Source organism: Pseudomonas sp. VI4.1 (assembly GCF_002029345.1).
Lineage (GTDB): Bacteria > Pseudomonadota > Gammaproteobacteria > Pseudomonadales > Pseudomonadaceae > Aquipseudomonas.
In genome coordinates, this window is sequence record NZ_MULM01000140.1 from 35,968 (window position 1) to 53,599 (window position 17,632).

The 17,632-nt window shown below is 61.2% G+C and carries 17 protein-coding genes and 1 pseudogene; 14 read left to right on the forward strand and 4 right to left on the reverse strand.

The features are described 5' to 3' along the window. Positions 1 to 35 precede the first annotated feature (35 nt). Positions 36 to 803 (reverse strand): hydroxyacylglutathione hydrolase, encoded by a 768-nt coding sequence (gloB, locus tag BZ163_RS12015; protein ID WP_128871085.1) that lies wholly within the window; start codon positions 801 to 803, stop codon positions 36 to 38. A gap of 66 nt (positions 804 to 869) precedes the next feature. Here gloB and BZ163_RS12020 point away from each other — a divergent pair, with 66 nt between their 5' ends. The 6 genes from BZ163_RS12020 to BZ163_RS12040 all read left to right on the forward strand — a co-directional run bounded on the left by BZ163_RS12020 (position 870) and on the right by BZ163_RS12040 (position 6,185). Then, positions 870 to 1,628 (forward strand): class I SAM-dependent methyltransferase, encoded by a 759-nt coding sequence (locus BZ163_RS12020; RefSeq protein WP_128871086.1) that lies wholly within the window; start codon positions 870 to 872, stop codon positions 1,626 to 1,628. Between the two features lie 92 nt (positions 1,629 to 1,720). Beyond that, positions 1,721 to 2,173 carry a ribonuclease HI gene (gene rnhA, locus BZ163_RS12025; RefSeq protein ID WP_008152099.1) on the forward strand — a complete coding sequence of 151 codons (453 nt, stop codon included), beginning with the start codon at positions 1,721 to 1,723 and terminating at the stop codon, positions 2,171 to 2,173. Between the two features lie 68 nt (positions 2,174 to 2,241). Then, entirely contained in the window at positions 2,242 to 2,373 is a 132-nt protein-coding gene (locus BZ163_RS35565; protein ID WP_256578988.1) for a hypothetical protein, read from the forward strand. 13 nt (positions 2,374 to 2,386) lie between these two features. Next, positions 2,387 to 3,145: a DNA polymerase III subunit epsilon gene (dnaQ, locus tag BZ163_RS12030; RefSeq protein WP_128871087.1), complete on the forward strand. Its 759-nt coding sequence runs from the start codon at positions 2,387 to 2,389 to the stop codon at positions 3,143 to 3,145. A 155-nt stretch (positions 3,146 to 3,300) separates the two neighbouring features. Next, the gene (locus BZ163_RS12035) at positions 3,301 to 5,556 is read left to right on the forward strand and encodes an Orn/Lys/Arg decarboxylase N-terminal domain-containing protein (RefSeq protein WP_128871088.1); all 2,256 of its coding nucleotides are present in this window, start codon (positions 3,301 to 3,303) and stop codon (positions 5,554 to 5,556) included. A gap of 14 nt (positions 5,557 to 5,570) precedes the next feature. Then, positions 5,571 to 6,185, forward strand: a complete 615-nt coding sequence (locus tag BZ163_RS12040) for a GNAT family N-acetyltransferase (RefSeq protein WP_128871089.1) — start codon at positions 5,571 to 5,573, stop codon at positions 6,183 to 6,185. Here BZ163_RS12040 and BZ163_RS12045 read toward each other — a convergent pair. After that, positions 6,151 to 7,044: a LysR family transcriptional regulator gene (locus BZ163_RS12045; protein WP_128871090.1), complete on the reverse strand. Its 894-nt coding sequence runs from the start codon at positions 7,042 to 7,044 to the stop codon at positions 6,151 to 6,153. The two genes, BZ163_RS12040 and BZ163_RS12045, sit on opposite strands and share 35 nt — an antisense overlap. Before the next feature lie 89 nt (positions 7,045 to 7,133). Next, positions 7,134 to 7,394 (reverse strand): hypothetical protein, encoded by a 261-nt coding sequence (locus tag BZ163_RS12050; RefSeq protein WP_128871091.1) that lies wholly within the window; start codon positions 7,392 to 7,394, stop codon positions 7,134 to 7,136. 174 nt (positions 7,395 to 7,568) lie between these two features. Between BZ163_RS12050 and BZ163_RS12055 the strand changes: the two genes are divergently transcribed. Next, positions 7,569 to 8,129: an NADPH-dependent FMN reductase gene (locus BZ163_RS12055; RefSeq protein ID WP_128871092.1), complete on the forward strand. Its 561-nt coding sequence runs from the start codon at positions 7,569 to 7,571 to the stop codon at positions 8,127 to 8,129. Positions 8,130 to 8,513: 384 nt separating this feature from the next. Then, positions 8,514 to 9,797 (forward strand): arsenic transporter, encoded by a 1,284-nt coding sequence (locus BZ163_RS12060; RefSeq protein WP_128871093.1) that lies wholly within the window; start codon positions 8,514 to 8,516, stop codon positions 9,795 to 9,797. Positions 9,798 to 9,926: 129 nt separating this feature from the next. Here BZ163_RS12060 and BZ163_RS12065 read toward each other — a convergent pair. Next, positions 9,927 to 10,876, reverse strand: a pseudogene (locus BZ163_RS12065) (DUF1853 family protein). A 108-nt stretch (positions 10,877 to 10,984) separates the two neighbouring features. Here BZ163_RS12065 and BZ163_RS12070 point away from each other — a divergent pair. Genes BZ163_RS12070 through pepN form a run of 6 tightly spaced genes read left to right on the forward strand, consistent with a single transcriptional unit; the run spans position 10,985 to position 17,516 of the window. Continuing rightward, on the forward strand, positions 10,985 to 11,875 hold the full coding sequence (locus BZ163_RS12070) for an NAD(+) kinase (protein WP_010459816.1): 891 nt from the start codon (positions 10,985 to 10,987) through the stop codon (positions 11,873 to 11,875). Continuing rightward, positions 11,872 to 12,846, forward strand: a complete 975-nt coding sequence (locus BZ163_RS12075; RefSeq protein ID WP_371916798.1) for a metallophosphoesterase — start codon at positions 11,872 to 11,874, stop codon at positions 12,844 to 12,846. The genes BZ163_RS12070 and BZ163_RS12075 overlap by 4 nt, the downstream gene beginning before the upstream one ends. Then, the gene (locus BZ163_RS12080) at positions 12,843 to 13,712 is read left to right on the forward strand and encodes a rhomboid family intramembrane serine protease (RefSeq protein ID WP_128871095.1); all 870 of its coding nucleotides are present in this window, start codon (positions 12,843 to 12,845) and stop codon (positions 13,710 to 13,712) included. Before BZ163_RS12075 ends, BZ163_RS12080 begins: the two co-directional genes overlap by 4 nt. A gap of 33 nt (positions 13,713 to 13,745) precedes the next feature. Then, entirely contained in the window at positions 13,746 to 14,006 is a 261-nt protein-coding gene (locus BZ163_RS12085) for a YeaC family protein (RefSeq protein WP_128871096.1), read from the forward strand. Continuing rightward, on the forward strand, positions 14,003 to 14,833 hold the full coding sequence (locus tag BZ163_RS12090) for a DUF2797 domain-containing protein (RefSeq protein ID WP_128871097.1): 831 nt from the start codon (positions 14,003 to 14,005) through the stop codon (positions 14,831 to 14,833). Before BZ163_RS12085 ends, BZ163_RS12090 begins: the two co-directional genes overlap by 4 nt. 10 nt (positions 14,834 to 14,843) lie before the next feature. Beyond that, entirely contained in the window at positions 14,844 to 17,516 is a 2,673-nt protein-coding gene (gene pepN, locus BZ163_RS12095) for an aminopeptidase N (protein WP_128871098.1), read from the forward strand. The last annotated feature ends 116 nt before the right edge of the window (positions 17,517 to 17,632 follow it).

Below are 17,632 nucleotides of genomic sequence, written 5' to 3' on the forward strand. Positions count from 1 at the left end.
ACCATTCAGAATTTTTGTACCATCGGCGACACGGCTTAGAACTTATCTTTCCAAGCCCGAAGAGCAGCAAAGACCGCACTTGGAGCCCGGTTATGGGTTCCGTTCCGTTCGTCCACTTTTTCTTTAACGGATGTTTCTCCGGTACGTAGAAACGGATTGGTGAGCTTTTCCAGGGCCAGCGTCGAAGGCAGGGTGATGATCCCGGCTTCCCGTTGTCGAGTGACAGTGGCCAGCCGTTCGACGATCGCCGGGTTGCCCGGTTCGACCGCGAGGGCGAAGCGCAGATTGCTCAGGGTGTATTCATGACCGCAGTAGACCTGCGTATCGTCGGGAAGGGCCGCGAGGCGTGTCAGCGAGCTGTGCGTTTGCTCCGGCGTGCCTTCGAACAGGCGTCCGCATCCTGCGGCGAACAGGGTGTCACCGCAAAACAGCAGCCCCGGGTGATAAAGGGCTATGTGCCCCAGCGTGTGGCCAGGGATTGCGATGGCCTCGAAGTCACAGCCCAGCACGCTGAAGCGGTCGCCGTCCTTGAGAGCGATGTCCCGCGCCGGGATGTTTTCACTGGCCGGGCCGTAGACGGTGGCGTCTGTCGCTTTTTTCAGCTGTTCGACGCCGCCGACATGGTCATGATGGTGGTGAGTGATCAGAATATCGCTCAGTACCCATTGCGGATTTGCCTCGAGCCAGGCCTGGACCGGCCCGGCATCGCCCGGATCGACGACTGCGCAGCGCCGGGTGGGGTGGTCTTGTAACAACCAGATGTAGTTGTCGGTGAAGGCGGGCAGGGCACTGATCTGTATCATCGTCGGATTCGCCAAGGAGAAAACAATGGCGCATCTTAGAACTTCCTGGCGCGTTGGAGAAATGCAATGACCGATAAAGCGTTCGCTCAGGCCGATCCTGAGTGGCTGACGTTGATCAGCGCGGCCCGTGAATGGCTGTCCGGCCCGATCGGGCAGTTTCTGCTGGACGAAGAGCGCCGCATGCTCGAAGACGAGCTGGGGCGCTTCTTCGGCGGCTACCTGGTGCATTACGGTCCGTCGGCCCAGACCCCGCCGTCGGCGCCGCAGGTGCAGCGCAATGTGCGGCTCGGCGCGCCATTGCCGGGCGTCGAGATCGTCTGTGAGGAGCAGGCCTGGCCGCTGAGCGAGCATGCCGCCGATGTGGTGGTGCTGCAACACGGGCTGGATTTCTGCCTGTCGCCCCATGGTTTGCTGCGCGAAGCGGCCAGCAGCGTACGCCCCGGCGGTCATCTGTTGATCGTCGGGATCAACCCCTGGAGCACCTGGGGCTTGCGCCATGTATTCGCCCACGATGGCTTGCGCAAGGCGCGCTGCATTTCCCCGTCCAGGGTCGGCGACTGGCTGAACCTGCTGGGCTTTGCGCTGGAGAAACGCCGCTTCGGATGCTATCGTCCGCCGCTGGCGTCCCCCGCCTGGCAGGCCCGCCTGGCCGGTTGGGAGCGCAAGGCCGGTGACTGGCAACTGTCGGGTGGCGGCTTCTATCTACTCGTCGCACGCAAGATCGTGGTGGGCCTGCGACCGCTGCGTCAGGAGCGGCGCGAACCGATGGGCAAGCTGATTCCGTTGCCGATGGCCAAGGTCAACCGTCGTCGCATCGAGCCGTAATACACATTCATATTCCCGGTCGGGTTTGTCCCGGCCTCGGGCATCGTCGGTCAAGGATCGACGGGCCAACCGCATTTTCTGGATAGATTGGCATGAGCGATAGCGTAGAACTCTTCACCGACGGCGCCTGCAAAGGCAATCCCGGCCCTGGCGGCTGGGGCGCATTGCTGGTGTGCAAGGGCATTGAAAAAGAACTCTGGGGCGGCGAAGCCAACACCACCAACAACCGCATGGAGTTGATGGGCGCGATCCGCGGCCTGGAGGAACTCAAGCGTTCCTGCGACGTGCTGCTGGTCACCGACTCCCAGTACGTGATGAAAGGCATCAACGAGTGGATGGACAACTGGAAGAAGCGCGGCTGGAAGACCGCAGCGAAGGAGCCGGTAAAAAATGCCGATCTGTGGAAGCTGCTGGATGAGCAGGTCAACCGGCACAACGTTACGTGGAAGTGGGTGCGCGGGCACATCGGCCACCATGGCAACGAACGGGCCGACCAACTGGCCAACCGCGGGGTGGATGAAGTGCGTGGGTACAAGCAGGCCTGATTCCGATTCCACCGGAACACCGCGTCGCGGCCATTCGCGAGCAAGCCCGCTCCCACACTGGAGCCTGAGTGCATGCAGAATTTGTGTTGCATGAAGATCCAATGTGGGGCGGGCTTGCTCGCGAATGGGGCAGCACGGTGTACCTGAAACACCCCGGCGAGCGTGTTAACATCGCCGCCTTTGTAAGAACGACCCGTTGAGAGCTGAGCACTGATGGCCACCAGATCCGTTGTACTCGATACCGAAACCACCGGCATGCCGGTGACCGATGGCCACCGGATTATCGAAATCGGTTGTGTCGAGTTGATCGGTCGGCGCCTGACGGGCCGGCATTTCCACGTTTACCTGCAACCGGATCGCGAGAGTGATGAAGGCGCCATCGGCGTCCACGGCATCACCAACGAATTCCTGGTGGGCAAGCCGCGTTTCACCGAAGTCGCCGAGGAGTTCTTCGAGTTCATCAAGGGCGCGCAGCTGATCATCCATAACGCGGCGTTCGACGTTGGCTTCATCAACAACGAATTCGCCCTGATGGGCCAGCACGATCGCGCGGACATCACCCGACACTGCTCGATCCTCGACACCCTGATGATGGCCCGGGAGCGTCACCCCGGGCAGCGCAACAGTCTCGATGCCTTGTGCAAACGCTACGGCGTCGATAACTCCGGCCGTGAACTCCACGGCGCCTTGCTCGACTCCGAGATCCTTGCCGACGTCTACCTGACCATGACCGGCGGCCAGACCAGCCTGTCCCTGGCCGGTAATGCTTCCGATGGCAACGGTTCCGGTGAAGGCGCGGACAACTCGGCCACTGAAATCCGCCGCTTGCCAGTCGACCGTCAACCGACGCGCGTCATTCGCGCCAGCGAAGATGACCTGGCGCAGCACATCGCCCGCCTGGAAGCCATCGCCAAGTCCGCCGGTGCGCCGTCGCTGTGGCAGCAACTGGCGGAGGCCAAGGCTCAGGCTTAGGGATAGGCGTAGGCCCGAAAAGATCTCTTGATCTTGATAACGCCCACGGAGCCAATGACCCATTTCAGTGCATCCGCGCTCGCCACAACCGCATCAACCCTCTACCCTGAGGTGATTGGCGGACCACGGTCCGCCGCCTCAGGACACTGAGCCTCATGTATAAAGATTTGAAATTCCCGGTCCTGATCGTCCACCGCGACATCAAGGCCGACACCGTCGCCGGTGACCGTGTGCGTGGCATCGCCCGGGAGCTGGAGCAGGAAGGCTTCAGCATTGTTTCGGCGGTCAATTACACCGAGGGGCGTCTGGTCGCCTCGACCCACCACGGCCTCTCCTGCATGTTGATTGCCGCCGAAGACGCCAGCACAAACTCGCACCTGCTGCACAACATGGCCGAGCTGATCGGCCTGGCGCGGGTGCGTGCGCCGGATCTGCCGATCTTCGCCCTCGGCGAACAGGTGACACTGGAAAACGCCCCGGCCGACGCCATGGCTGAACTCAATCAATTGCGCGGCATTCTGTACCTGTTCGAAGACACCGTGCCGTTCCTCGCCCGACAGGTGGCCCGCGCGTCGCGCAAATACCTTGATGGCCTGCTGCCACCGTTTTTCAAAGCCCTGGTGCAGCACACCGCCGACTCCAACTATTCCTGGCACACGCCCGGTCATGGCGGTGGCGTGGCGTATCACAAGAGTCCGGTCGGGCAGGCGTTCCACCAGTTCTTCGGGGAAAACACCCTGCGTTCGGATTTGTCGGTGTCGGTGCCGGAGCTGGGTTCGCTGCTCGATCACACCGGTCCCCTGGCAGAAGCGGAGGCCCGTGCCGCCCGCAATTTCGGCGCCGATCACACCTTCTTCGTCATCAACGGCACCTCGACCGCCAACAAGATCGTCTGGCATTCGATGGTCGCCCGGGATGACCTGGTGCTGGTGGATCGCAACTGTCACAAATCGGTGCTGCATTCGATCATCATGACCGGCGCCATCCCGCTCTACCTGTGCCCGGAGCGTAACGAACTGGGGATCATCGGCCCGATTCCCTTGAGCGAATTCAGCCGCGAATCGATCCAGGCCAAGATCGACGCCAGCCCGCTGACCAAGGGCCGGGCCCCCAGGGTCAAACTCGCGGTGATCACCAACTCCACCTATGACGGCCTCTGTTACAACGCTGAGCTGATCAAGCAGAACCTGGGCAACAGCGTCGAGGTCTTGCACTTCGACGAGGCCTGGTACGCATATGCGGCATTCCATGAGTTTTTCGCCGGACGTTACGGCATGGGCACTTCCCGCAGTGAAGACAGCCCGCTGGTGTTCACCACCCATTCCACCCACAAGCTGTTGGCAGCGTTCAGCCAGGCCTCGATGATTCACGTCCAGGACGGCGGCGCGCGGCAACTGGACCGGGATCGCTTCAATGAAGCGTTCATGATGCATATTTCCACCTCGCCGCAGTACAGCATCATTGCGTCCCTGGACGTGGCATCGGCCATGATGGAGGGCCCGGCGGGACGTTCGCTGTTGCAGGAAATGTTCGACGAGGCCCTGAGTTTTCGTCGGGCCCTGGCCAATCTGCGGCAACACATTGCCGCGGATGACTGGTGGTTCTCCATCTGGCAGCCACCGTCGGTGCAAGGCATCGACCGTGTCGTCACCGAAGACTGGTTGCTGCAACCCGAGGCCGAATGGCACGGTTTTGGCGGCGTGACCGACGACTACGTGTTGCTCGATCCGATCAAGGTCACCCTGGTGATGCCAGGCCTGACCGCCGGTGGAGCGCTTAGCGAGCGCGGGATTCCGGCGGCGGTGGTCAGCAAATTCCTCTGGGAGCGTGGCTTGGTCGTCGAGAAGACCGGGCTGTATTCATTCCTGGTGCTGTTTTCCATGGGCATCACCAAAGGCAAATGGAGCACGCTGCTGACCGAGCTGCTGGAATTCAAGCGCAGCTACGATGCCAACGTCAGCCTCGCCAGCTGCCTGCCCTGCGTGGCGCAAGCGCATGTCACGCGTTATCAGGGCATGGGGCTGCGCGACCTGTGTGATCAATTGCACGCCTGCTACCGCAGCAACGCCACGGCCAAACACCTCAAGCGCATGTACACCGTGCTGCCGGAAATCGCCATGAAGCCATCCGACGCCTATGATCAGTTGGTGCGTGGCGACGTTGAAGCGGTGTCGATCGACGACCTGGAGGGTCGGATCGCCGCAGTGATGCTGGTGCCGTACCCACCGGGGATTCCGTTGATCATGCCCGGCGAACGTTTTACCCAGTCGACGCGCTCGATCATCGATTACCTGGCGTTTGCCCGTACATTCGACAGCAGCTTCCCGGGATTTGTCGTTGATGTGCACGGCTTGCAACACGAAGACGAGGGCAATGGACGGCATTACACCGTCGATTGCATCAAGGAATGAGGACCTTTCCCAGTATGCAACCGGTCATGAATCCGCAATACCCAGGGCTGTCGGTGCGCGTTGCCGACGATGGTTTCGCCGCTTATATCTGGGGCAGTGACTTCAGTTTTGAAGTCGCGGCCTATGGCGCCGCACACCTCGGCGAACCGGTGGAGCGCTGGCCGGTGACGCCCATCACGCCTTACCGCAAGTGCTACGGCATCGATCCCGAGGAGTTCAGCAGTTTCCGCGAGGCGACCGACAGCGAGATTTTCATGGCGTATCTCGATGACGAACCGGTGGGTCACCTGGTGGTGAGCACCAATTGGAACGGCTTTGCCCATATCGATGAGTTGGCGGTGCACGCGCCGGCTCGCCGACATGGCGTGGCCAAGGCGCTGCTGGATGTGGCGCAGTTCTGGAGTCGCAAGAAAAAACTGCCGGGCATCATGCTCGAAACCCAGAACAATAACCTGGGTGCCTGTCGGCTCTATGAGCGTTGCGGCTTCGTGGTGGGCGGGATCGATCATCTGCGTTATCGCGGCATTGATCCGAACACCGCGGAAGTGGCGCTGTTTTGGTACCGATTGTTCGATAACCCGCTGGAAAACCCGTTCAGCTCGCCAGCATCGCCGCGGCTTGTTCCGTGACGATGTCCAGCAGTGCCTGAATGGCCGGCGAAAGTTCGCCATTTTTCAAGGTCAGGGCATACAGGCTGATCGGCACCGCGGGCGCCAGCGGGCAAGCGTCGAGCCCGGTCGATCTGGCCCCGAGCGCGGTAAACGGGTCGACGATCGCGAGGCCTTCGCCGGCCTCGACCATGCTGCGCATCATCTGATGAGTCTGCACCCGGGTATGGACCACCGGGGCCGGGCGTAACCCGTGCAGTTTGTGGTCGAACGCCGGGCTCAACGGATCATGACCTTCCAGACCCACCATCGATTGTCCCGCCAGGTCTTGCAGCGACACGTACTTCTGTTTCGGTTGCAGCCAGCCATGGGGGGCGAGCAGCTGAAGTTTGCCCTGGCCAATCACCTGGCAATGGATGTCGGCGTGGTCGGGGTCGTGCAGGCTCAGGCCCAGATCGCTTTCGCGCAGCAGCAGGCTTCTGACGATCTCGCGGGTGGGTTGGCTCAGCAGGCTGCAAGGCGCATCGGGAAGGCGCTTGCGCAAGGTCGCGATGCTCTGCGGCAGCAGCTGTTGCGCCAGGGGCGGGGTGCAGATTATACGCAGGGGCGGGGCTTGATAGTGCTTGAGGCTGCTGGCCAGGCGCTGGACCGGCTCGAGCGCGTCATAGACGTGGGCTATTTCAACTTGCAACGCCCGCGCCTCGCGCGTGGCCTGCAGGCGTCCACGCACGCTGGAAAACAGCATGAAACCCAACTGATCCTCGGCCTCGCGCAGAATGCGTTCAACCTCGGCCACCGGCAACTGCAGCCATTCGGCGGCAGTGCCCAGGTGACCGGTCTGCAAGAGCGCCTGGATCACTTCGATATGACGTAAACGCATGCGTGAAGTCCATGTTCGGCAGGTGAGGGAGTCAGTGACTGAATCCTAACCCAAAGTGCGCGCATATGACTTCTGCTCATAACGGCAGGTTATGAGGCAACGGTGGTTTCCGGCAGCTCGCCGACATAGGTGTCGGGTTCACGCGTGATAGTGACGTCCGATTGAATCAGCTGAAACCGGTTGTCATCGAGTTTTTTCATTCGATCGCCGATAGCCAGTTTATAGGTGGTGACAGGCGCCGAGCCGGCAAGACCGTCTGCCGGCGGGGTGGAGTCCTGGAACTCATGCACTAGGTAAACGCGGCCTTCCGCGTCTCTTGCATGGAACTGACCGACGAGTACTGCTGCCATCTGCTTAGAACCTCTGGAGATAAATCACGCAATTTGCGGGTCTGTAGACCTTGGTTGGGCGAAGTAAGTTTTCCTGCTGGAAAAAAATAGTCAGGGGCGGTGTTTTAGTCGCCCACTGCTTGAATCGTCATCTATAACTACTAGCTCTTTCTATCGGATAGTCGAGAATCTTCCATGAGCAACGTCTACACGATCGCGGTACTGGTCGGCAGCTTGAGAAAGGAATCGATCAATCGCAAGGTCGCTCTGGCCCTGGCCGATCTGGCGCCGGCGAATCTCAAGCTGAACATCATCGAAATCGGCGACCTGCCGCTGTACAACGAAGACATCGATGGCGCTTCACCGCCGGCAGCCTACAGCACTTTCCGACAACAAGTGAGCTCATCCGACGCAGTGCTGTTCGTGACCCCCGAATATAACCGTTCGGTGCCGGCGCCATTGAAGAATGCGATCGACGTCGGTTCGCGTCCCTATGGCCAGAGCGCCTGGGGCGGCAAACCGGGGGCGGTGATCAGCGTTTCACCGGGCGCGGTGGGCGGATTTGGTGCCAACCATCATCTGCGCCAATCCATGGTGTTCCTCGATGTACCCTGCATGCAGCAGCCGGAAGCCTACCTGAGCGGGGCTGGTGCGGCGTTCGACGAGGCGGGCAAATTGTCCGAGACGGTCAAGCCGTTCCTGCAGAAATTCATCAATGCCTATGGAAAATGGGTAGAACAGCATAAGAAATTGTGAAGAACCCTGTAGGAGCGAGCTTGCTCGCGATGGTGTGTCAGTCGACACCTATGTGGCTGACACACCATCGCGAGCAAGCTTGCTCCTACAGCATGGGTGTCAGTTGACACCCATGTGGCTGACACACCATCGCGAGCAAGCTTGCTCCTACAGCAGCAATGGGTTGCTCCGGGAATCAGTGCTTTACTGTATATTCGAAATTCCATATATTCACGCTTCGTTTGTCCAGAAGCGTGCTCCCCATGTCCGACTCCAGGGCGCCCTGGCCGATCATCAAGGCTGGCTGGCGCGGATGTCGCGCGACTGCAAGCCATGAGCGACCGACCTGCACGCTGCTGTTGAACCCCGGTTTTCGTTGCGCCCCTTTTTTGAAGGCTGCTGTGCATGCTCATTGCGTCGTTGATTTTCCTGCTGACCATCACCCTGGTGATCTGGCAACCCAAAGGCCTCGGCGTCGGCTGGAGCGCGGTATTCGGCGCCGTGCTGGCGTTGATCTTCGGCGTGGTGCACCTGGGCGATATCCCGATTGTGTGGCAGATCATCTGGAATGCCACCGGCACCTTTGTCGCGCTGATCATTATCAGCCTGCTGCTGGACGAGGCGGGGTTCTTTGCCTGGGCGGCGCTGCATGTGGCGCGCTGGGGGCGCGGCAGTGGACGCAAGTTGTTCGCTTACATGGTGCTGCTCGGCGCGCTGGTCTCGGCGTTGTTCGCTAATGACGGCGCGGCGTTGATTTTGACCCCGATCGTGATTTCCATGCTGCTGGCCCTGCGGTTTTCTCCGGCGGCAACCCTGGCATTCGTCATGGGCGCCGGTTTCATTGCCGACACCGCGAGCCTGCCGTTGGTGGTCTCGAACCTGGTGAACATCGTTTCCGCAGACTTCTTCAACATCACGTTCAATCGTTATGCGGCCGTGATGATCCCGGTCAACCTGGTGAGCGTCGCGGCGACCCTGGCCATGCTGATGTGGTTCTTCCGGCGCGACATTCCCAAGGCTTACGACCCCGGGCAGCTCGAGTCTCCCGAGTCCGCGATTCATGACAAGGCGACGTTTGTTGCCGGCTGGGTGGTGTTGGTGATTCTGTTGCTCGGCTGCTTCGCCCTGGAACCGCTGGGCATTCCGATCAGTGCCATCTCGGCGGTGTGTGCGGCGCTGCTGTTGGCCATTGCTGCCCGTGGCCACAAAATTTCCACGCGCAAGGTGATGAAAGAAGCACCGTGGCAGATCGTGATTTTCTCGTTGGGCATGTACCTGGTGGTCTACGGCCTGCGCAATGCCGGGCTCACCGGGTATCTGGCCGGCTGGCTCGACGGCTTTGCCGGTTACGGCATTTGGGGCGCGGCCCTGGGCACCGGTGTCTTGACGGCACTGCTGTCGTCGATGATGAATAATTTGCCGACGGTGCTGATCGGGTTGCTGTCGATCGATGCCAGCCAGGCTACGGGGTTGGTGAAGGAGGCGATGATCTACGCCAACGTCATCGGCAGTGATCTGGGGCCGAAGATCACGCCGATCGGCAGTCTGGCGACGTTGTTGTGGCTGCATGTGCTGCAGCGCAAGAACATCCGGATTGGCTGGGGGTATTACTTCAAGGTCGGGATTGTGTTGACGGTGCCGGTGTTGTTGGCGACGTTGGCGGCGTTGGCGTTGCGGCTGTCCATCTAGACCGCGTCTGGCCCCTTCGCGAGCAAGCCCGCTCCCACAGGATTTATGTCGAATGCAGATTTAGCGAACGGTACCAAACCCTGTGGGAGCGGGCTTGCCCGCGAAGAGGCCAGCCAGGCGCTACAAAACTCAGCCATTGCCCGGCACATTAGGCCAAAGATCCGCCACCAGGAACAACCGCTCCGCGTCCTCCCAGTCCCCATCGCCATTCTCGACCAGTCGTACCAGCAACTGCGCCGGGGCCAGTGGTTCCAGGTCGCCCAACCACGTTTCCAGCTGTTCAGCGCTCCAGGTCTGTTCCACCGGGTAATGCGCCGGCGCCAGCCAGGCGTGGCGGGGCAGGGGTTGCCAGCGACCGGACGGGCGCTGCACGACAAAGTCCGCCCAGTCCTTTTGATGCAACCAGCTGCCACGCAAATGCTGCGGATGTGCGCCGTCCGGTGGTGTGGACTGCCCCGGCCACGGATACAGCAGGTAACCGCCCAGCCACAGGTGCGCACTGAACTGCTGGATATCCAGCGCCGCCAGCACCTCACGGCTCTCCGGGCGGGCGGAAATCGGCAATTGGTGCTGGCTGAGGTGGGCGAGTTTGCGGTCCAGCCGATCGTGGCAGCCCGGGCCGAGCCACTGCGCCGTGTCGTGTCCGTCGCCATTCTGCGGGCCGAGGTAGAGTTTGATCGCCAGTTCCAGGTGGTGCACGCATCGCGATCGCGCAGCAACATGTCCAGCTCGCCCAGGGTGTGACCCTCGCGGCGGATCGGCATGTTCGCGGCAATCAGTTCGATGCCCGGTGCGTGGCGCACTGCGTACTGCCACAGACGTTCGTAATACAAACCCAGGCGCCGGGTCCTGGCCTGGGCCAGCCAGTGCAGCAAGTCATAACTGTCGCGATCGAGCTGCCGCAGCCACAGTTCCAGTTGTTGCGGCGCCTGCACCCAGTCGCTGCCGGCCAGCGGATGGCGCTGCGGCCACGGGGTGACGTCGAGCATCGGCGGCGCGAGAATGACCCAGGCCAGGTCGCGCACTTCGGGGTGGCGCAACTGATGGGGTAACTGCAGCAAATCGGGAAATAGGATCATCTTGCGAGCATAGCCTCAATCGCGAGTACACCGTTGTGGCTGAAAGGATTTTGTCTATCCCGCGCTTTCGCCCATAATCGTGTTTTTCGCCGTCCTCGCAGGAACCCCATGGAGCAATTTCGCAATATCGGCATCATCGGTCGCCTGGGCAGTTCCCAGGTGCTGGATACCGTCCGCCGACTGAAACGGTTTCTGCTCGATCGTCACCTGCACGTGATCCTCGAAGACACCATTGCCGAAGTCTTGCCCGGTCATGGCCTGCAAACCTCGTCACGCAAGATGCTCGGCGAAGTCTGTGACATGGTGATTGTGGTCGGCGGCGACGGCAGCCTGTTGGGGGCTGCCCGGGCGTTGGCCCGGCACAATATTCCGGTGCTGGGCATCAACCGCGGCAGCCTGGGTTTCCTCACCGATATTCGCCCCGACGAACTGGAAGTGAAAGTCGCCGAAGTGCTCGACGGCCACTACCTGGTGGAAAACCGCTTCCTGCTACAGGCCGAAGTCCGGCGTCACGCCGAGGCCATTGGCCAGGGCGATGCGTTGAACGACGTGGTGCTGCACCCGGGCAAATCGACGCGGATGATCGAATTCGAGCTGTACATCGACGGCCAGTTCGTCTGCAGCCAGAAGGCCGACGGCCTGATCGTCGCCACGCCCACCGGCTCGACCGCCTATGCGCTGTCGGCGGGCGGACCGATCATGCACCCCAAGCTTGACGCTATTGTGATTGTGCCGATGTACCCCCATACCTTGTCGGGCCGGCCCATTGTGGTCGATGGCAACAGTGAGCTGAAAATCGTCGTGTCCAAGGATATGCAGATCTACCCGCAAGTCTCCTGTGACGGGCAGAACCATTTCACCTGCGCGCCCGGCGACACCATTACCATCAGCAAGAAGGCGCAGAAGTTGCGGCTGATTCATCCGCTCGACCACAACTACTATGAGGTGTGCCGGACCAAACTTGGCTGGGGCAGCCGATTGGGGGGTGGAGGCGACTGATGTTCGATCCCGCGCGAAGTTACGACCTGATCGGTGACGTGCACGGTTGCGCTCTGACCCTGGAGCACTTGCTCGACCGGCTCGGTTATAAAAGACAAGGCGGCGTCTGGCGGCATCCGTCGCGCATGGCGGTGTTCGTCGGCGACATCATCGACAGCGGCCCGCGGATTCGCGAGGCGCTGCACATCGTTCACGACATGGTCGAGGCCGGCCAGGCGCTGTGCATCATGGGCAACCATGAATTCAACGCCCTGGGCTGGAGCACCCCGGCGCTGCCTGGCAGCGGCCAGCAATTCGTCCGTGAACACACGCCGCGCCATGCCCGTCTGCTCAACGAAACCCTGACCCAGTTCGAGCACCATCCGGCTGACTGGCACGACTTTCTGCAATGGTTCTATGAGCTGCCCCTGTTCATCGATGCCGGGCGCTTCCGGGTCGTGCATGCCTGCTGGGATGCCGGCCTGATCGAACCGCTGCAGGCGCTGTTCCCCAACGGTTGCGTCGATGAGCATTTCCTCCAGGCCTCGGCGGTGCCCGGCAGCTTTGCCTGCACCGTGTTCGATCGCTTGCTGCGCGGCACCGACATGCGTTTGCCCCACGGGCTGACCATGACCAGCGGTGATGGCCTGACGCGTTCGTTCTTCCGCACCAAGTTCTGGGAAGACGATCCGCAAACCTACGGAGACATTGTGTTCCAGCCTGATGCATTGCCAGAGCCCGTGGCCCAAACGCCCTTGTCGTCCACCGAGAAAGACACCTTGCTGCGTTATGGCGGCGATGAGCCTCTGCTGTTCGTCGGTCATTACTGGCGCAACGGCAAACCGGCACCGATCCGGCCGAACCTGGCCTGCCTGGACTACAGCGCAGTGCTCTACGGCAAACTGGTGGCCTATCGCCTGGATCAGGAAACCCGTCTCGACCCGCATAAATTCGTCTGGGTCGATGTCGAGCGGCCGGAGGTGCTGCAATGAGTACCGTTGCGGTATTGCGCCTGCCCCTGGCGGTGGACCTGAGTGGCTTCGTCAAGTTGCTGCAGCGCATGCAAGTGCCGCATCGGGTCAGTGAAGAGGCGGGCGAACAAGTGCTGTGGGTGCCGGCGAACATCAGTGAAGACGTGCGTTCGTTATACGAACGTTTTCCCGCGGGCGATCCCGGGCAGCAACTGGACATCCCCGTGGCGTCGACCACCCGCCGCCCCGGTTTTGTCGAGCAACTGCGCCATGCCAAGGCGACGGCACTGGTACTGGCGTTGAGCCTGCTGGTCGGCGCGGTGACGCTGCTGGGCGAAAACTTCGCGACGATGCGCTGGCTGACCTTTCTCGATTTCCGCATCGTCGGCGACTACCTCCATTTCGTGCCGTTGGCCGACAGCCTGGCGGCGGGGCAGTGGTGGCGCCTGGTGACGCCGATGCTGATCCATTTCGGCATCCTGCACCTGGCCATGAACGGCATGTGGTACTGGGAGCTGGGGCGGCGCATCGAGTCGCGCCAGGGCAGTATCAACCTGCTCGGCCTGACCTTGCTGTTCAGCCTGGTGTCCAATTATACCCAGTTCATTTTCAGCGGCCCGAGCTTGTTTGGCGGGTTGTCCGGGGTGCTGTACGGCCTGCTGGGGCACTGCTGGATTTTCCAGATTCTGTCGCCGAACCCGGCCTATCGCCTGCCGCGTGGCGTGCTGGTGATGATGCTGGTGTGGCTGGTGCTCTGCCTGTCCGGGCTGGTCTCGATGATCGGCTTCGGTGACATCGCCAACGCGGCCCACGTCAGCGGGTTACTCATCGGATGCTTCACCGGTCTGTTGGGTGGTTTGTACAACCGCCGTAAACTGGCCCTCTAAACAAGCTGTGTATCAATCAGGACGGAGACCTTGATGTCCTCTTTTAACGAAATGATCAACAACATCACCCCCGACATCTACCAGAGCCTGAAACTGGCGGTGGAAATCGGCAAATGGTCCGACGGTGGCAAACTCACCGCCGAACAACGGGAACTGTCGCTGCAGGCGATGATCGCCTGGGAAGTCCAGAACCTGCCGGAAGAACAGCGCACCGGTTACATGGGCCCGCAGGAATGCAGCTCCAAGTCGATCACCGTACCCAATATCCTGTTCAAGTCGGATGCTGTCCATTGATCGAGATCGGCCGCGGTGCAATCAGCAAAATGTCGGCGCGCCTGGACGGGCCGAACGTGCAATACGCGTTTCGTCTGGACGACCTCGAGGTACCGGTCAATCCCTTGATCGGCACCACGGTGCGCCTGGAATACCTGGGGGCGATCTTCTGCTCCCATTGCGGACGCAAGACCAAAACCAGTTTCAGCCAGGGTTACTGCTACCCGTGCATGACCAAACTGGCACAGTGCGACCTGTGCATCATGAGCCCGGAGCGCTGCCACTACGACGCGGGCACGTGCCGGGAGCCGGCGTGGGGCGAGCAGTTCTGCATGACCGATCACATCGTCTACCTGTCCAACTCCTCGGGGGTGAAGGTCGGCATTACCCGCGCGACCCAGTTGCCGACTCGCTGGATCGATCAGGGTGCCAGCCAGGCCTTGCCGATCATGCGCGTCTCGACCCGCCAGCAATCGGGCTTCGTCGAGGACCTGTTCCGCAGCCAGGTGGCGGACAAGACCAACTGGCGTGCTTTACTCAAGGGCGACGCGATGTCGGTCGACCTGGCCCAGGTTCGCGATCAGCTGTTTGAAAGCTGTGCCGACGGTTTGCAAGGTTTGCAGGAACGATTCGGCCTGCAGGCGATCCAGACCATTGCCGATGTCGAACCGCTCGAAATCCGCTATCCCATCGAGCAATACCCGGCGAAGATTGTCAGCTTCAACCTGGACAAGAACCCGATTGCCGAAGGCACGCTGTTGGGGATCAAGGGTCAATACCTGATTTTCGACACCGGCGTGATCAATATTCGCAAGTACACGGCCTATCAGCTCGCCGTGCATCAGTAAGGACTCCAGCATGCGCACCGAACAACCGAAGATGATTTACCTGAAGGACTATCAGGCCCCCGAGTACCTGATCGACGAGACGCACCTGACCTTCGAGTTGTTCGAGGACCACAGCCTGGTCCATGCGCAACTGGTGATGCGCCGCAATCCCGAGCGCGGCCCGGGCCTGCCGCCGCTGGTGCTCGACGGCCAGCAACTCGAACTGCTGTCGGTGACCCTGGCCGATCGTGAACTGGGCATTGCGGACTATCAGTTGACCGACTATCAGTTAACAGAGCAGCACCTGACCCTGCAGCCGACCGGCACCACCTTCACGGTCGACACCAGCGTCAGGATCCACCCGGAAACCAACACCGCGCTGGAAGGCCTGTACAAGTCCGGCACGATGTTCTGCACCCAGTGCGAGGCCGAAGGCTTCCGCAAGATCACGTATTACCTCGACCGTCCGGACGTGATGAGCACGTTCACCACCACGGTCGTCGCCGAGCAGCACAGCTACCCGGTGCTGCTGTCCAACGGCAACCCGATTGCCTCGGGGCCTGGCGAAGACGGCCGGCACTGGGCGACCTGGGAAGACCCGTTCAAGAAACCGGCCTACCTGTTCGCACTGGTGGCCGGTGATCTGTGGTGCGTCGAAGACACCTTCACCACCATGACCGAGCGCCCCGTGGCGCTGCGTATCTATGTCGAGCCGGAAAACATCGACAAGTGCCAGCACGCCATGAACAGCCTGAAGAAGTCCATGCGCTGGGACGAAGAGGTCTACGGTCGCGAGTACGACCTGGACATCTTCATGATCGTCGCGGTCAATGATTTCAACATGGGCGCCATGGAGAACAAGGGCCTCAACATCTTCAACTCCAGCGCCGTGCTGGCGAAGGCCGAAACCGCGACCGACGCCGCGCACCAGCGGGTCGAGGCCATTGTCGCCCACGAATACTTCCACAACTGGTCGGGCAACCGCGTGACCTGCCGCGACTGGTTCCAGCTGTCGCTCAAGGAAGGCTTCACCGTGTTCCGCGATTCCGGCTTCTCCGCCGACATGAACTCGGCGACGGTCAAGCGCATCCAGGACGTGGCCTACCTGCGCACCCACCAGTTCGCCGAAGACGCCGGTCCCATGGCCCACGCCGTGCGCCCGGACAGTTTCATCGAGATTTCCAACTTCTACACCCTGACCGTGTACGAAAAGGGCTCGGAAGTGGTTGGCATGATCCACACCTTGCTCGGCGCTGACGGCTTTCGCAAAGGCAGCGACCTGTACTTCGAACGCCATGACGGCCAGGCCGTGACCTGTGATGACTTCATCAAGGCCATGGAAGACGCCAACGGGGTCGACCTGACCCAGTTCAAGCGCTGGTACAGCCAGGCCGGCACACCGCGGTTGGCGGTGAGCGAGTCCTACGACGCCGCAGCGAAAACCTACAGCCTGACCTTCCGCCAGAGCTGCCCGCAAACCCCGGACAAAGTCGAAAAACTGCCGTTCGTGATTCCGGTCGAACTGGGCCTGCTGGACAGCAAGGGCGGTGAGATTGCCCTGCGTCTTTCTGGTGAAGCAACGGCTCAAGGTACATCGCGGGTTATTTCCGTGACCGAAGCCGAGCAGACCTTCACCTTTGTCGACATCGCTGAAAAACCACTGCCTTCGTTGCTGCGCGGCTTCTCGGCCCCGGTGAAGCTGAGCTTCCCGTACGACCGCGACCAGCTGATGTTTTTGATGCAGCATGACAGCGACGGCTTCAATCGCTGGGATGCCGGTCAGCAATTGTCGGTTCAGGTCTTGCAGGAGCTGATCGCCGATCACCAGAAGGGCGAGACGCTGGTCCTCGACCCGCGTCTGATTACGGCCTTGCGCACGGTGCTGTCGGACGAGACGCTGGACCAGGCCATGGTCGCCGAAATGCTCTCGCTGCCGGGCGAAGCCTATCTGACCGAGATCAGCGAAGTGGCCGACGTCGATGCCATCCACATCGCCCGCGAGTTTGCCCGCAAACAATTGGCGGAAGGTTTGTTCGAGGCGCTGTGGCTGCGTTATCAGGCTAATCGCGACCTCTCGAAGCAGACCCCCTATGTCGCCGAAGCCGAGCACTTCGCCCGTCGCGCGCTGCAGAACATTGCGTTGTCGTACCTGATGCTCAGCGGCAAGCCGGAAGTGTTGGCGGCGACGCTCGAGCAGTTCGAGACCAGCGACAACATGACCGAGCGCCTGACGGCGTTGGCGGTGCTGGTGAATTCGCCATTCGAGGAGCAGAAGGCCACGGCCCTGGCGAGTTTCGCCGAGCACTTCAAGGACAACCCGCTGGTCATGGATCAGTGGTTCAGCGTTCAGGCCGGCAGCACCTTGCCGGGCGGTCTGGAGCGGGTTCGGCAGTTGATGCAGCATCCTGCGTTCAACATCAAGAACCCGAACAAGGTCCGGGCACTGATTGGCGCGTTTGCCGGGCAGAACCTGATCAACTTCCATGCGGCGGACGGTTCCGGGTACCGGTTCCTGACGGATCTGGTGATCGAGCTGGACGGGTTCAACCCGCAGATCGCTTCCCGGCAATTGGCGCCGCTGACGCGCTGGCGCAAATACGACGCTGCGCGCCAGGCGTTGATGAAAGGTGAGCTGGAGCGGATTCGTGCTTCGGGTCAGTTGTCCAGCGATGTGTTTGAAGTGGTCAGCAAGAGCCTGGCCTGAGTCCGGCTCATCTCCTGCAGGTGTTCACCCGGACCCCTGTAGGAGCTGGCTTGCAGCGAAGGCGTCCGTTCAGTAATAAATATGTCGACTGACCCACCGCCTTCGCTGGCAAGCCA

Excerpts from the sequence above, each read along its gene's own strand:
- gloB (WP_128871085.1), bottom strand. The coding sequence starts at position 803 with ATGATACAGATCAGTGCCCTGCCCGCCTTCACCGACAACTACATCTGG.
- BZ163_RS12020 (WP_128871086.1), top strand. The coding sequence starts at position 870 with ATGACCGATAAAGCGTTCGCTCAGGCCGATCCTGAGTGGCTGACGTTG.
- rnhA (WP_008152099.1), top strand. The coding sequence starts at position 1,721 with ATGAGCGATAGCGTAGAACTCTTCACCGACGGCGCCTGCAAAGGCAAT.
- dnaQ (WP_128871087.1), top strand. The coding sequence starts at position 2,387 with ATGGCCACCAGATCCGTTGTACTCGATACCGAAACCACCGGCATGCCG.
- BZ163_RS12035 (WP_128871088.1), top strand. The coding sequence starts at position 3,301 with ATGTATAAAGATTTGAAATTCCCGGTCCTGATCGTCCACCGCGACATC.
- BZ163_RS12040 (WP_128871089.1), top strand. The coding sequence starts at position 5,571 with ATGCAACCGGTCATGAATCCGCAATACCCAGGGCTGTCGGTGCGCGTT.
- BZ163_RS12045 (WP_128871090.1), bottom strand. The coding sequence starts at position 7,044 with ATGCGTTTACGTCATATCGAAGTGATCCAGGCGCTCTTGCAGACCGGT.
- BZ163_RS12050 (WP_128871091.1), bottom strand. The coding sequence starts at position 7,394 with ATGGCAGCAGTACTCGTCGGTCAGTTCCATGCAAGAGACGCGGAAGGC.
- BZ163_RS12055 (WP_128871092.1), top strand. The coding sequence starts at position 7,569 with ATGAGCAACGTCTACACGATCGCGGTACTGGTCGGCAGCTTGAGAAAG.
- BZ163_RS12060 (WP_128871093.1), top strand. The coding sequence starts at position 8,514 with ATGCTCATTGCGTCGTTGATTTTCCTGCTGACCATCACCCTGGTGATC.
- BZ163_RS12070 (WP_010459816.1), top strand. The coding sequence starts at position 10,985 with ATGGAGCAATTTCGCAATATCGGCATCATCGGTCGCCTGGGCAGTTCC.
- BZ163_RS12080 (WP_128871095.1), top strand. The coding sequence starts at position 12,843 with ATGAGTACCGTTGCGGTATTGCGCCTGCCCCTGGCGGTGGACCTGAGT.
- BZ163_RS12085 (WP_128871096.1), top strand. The coding sequence starts at position 13,746 with ATGTCCTCTTTTAACGAAATGATCAACAACATCACCCCCGACATCTAC.
- pepN (WP_128871098.1), top strand. The coding sequence starts at position 14,844 with ATGCGCACCGAACAACCGAAGATGATTTACCTGAAGGACTATCAGGCC.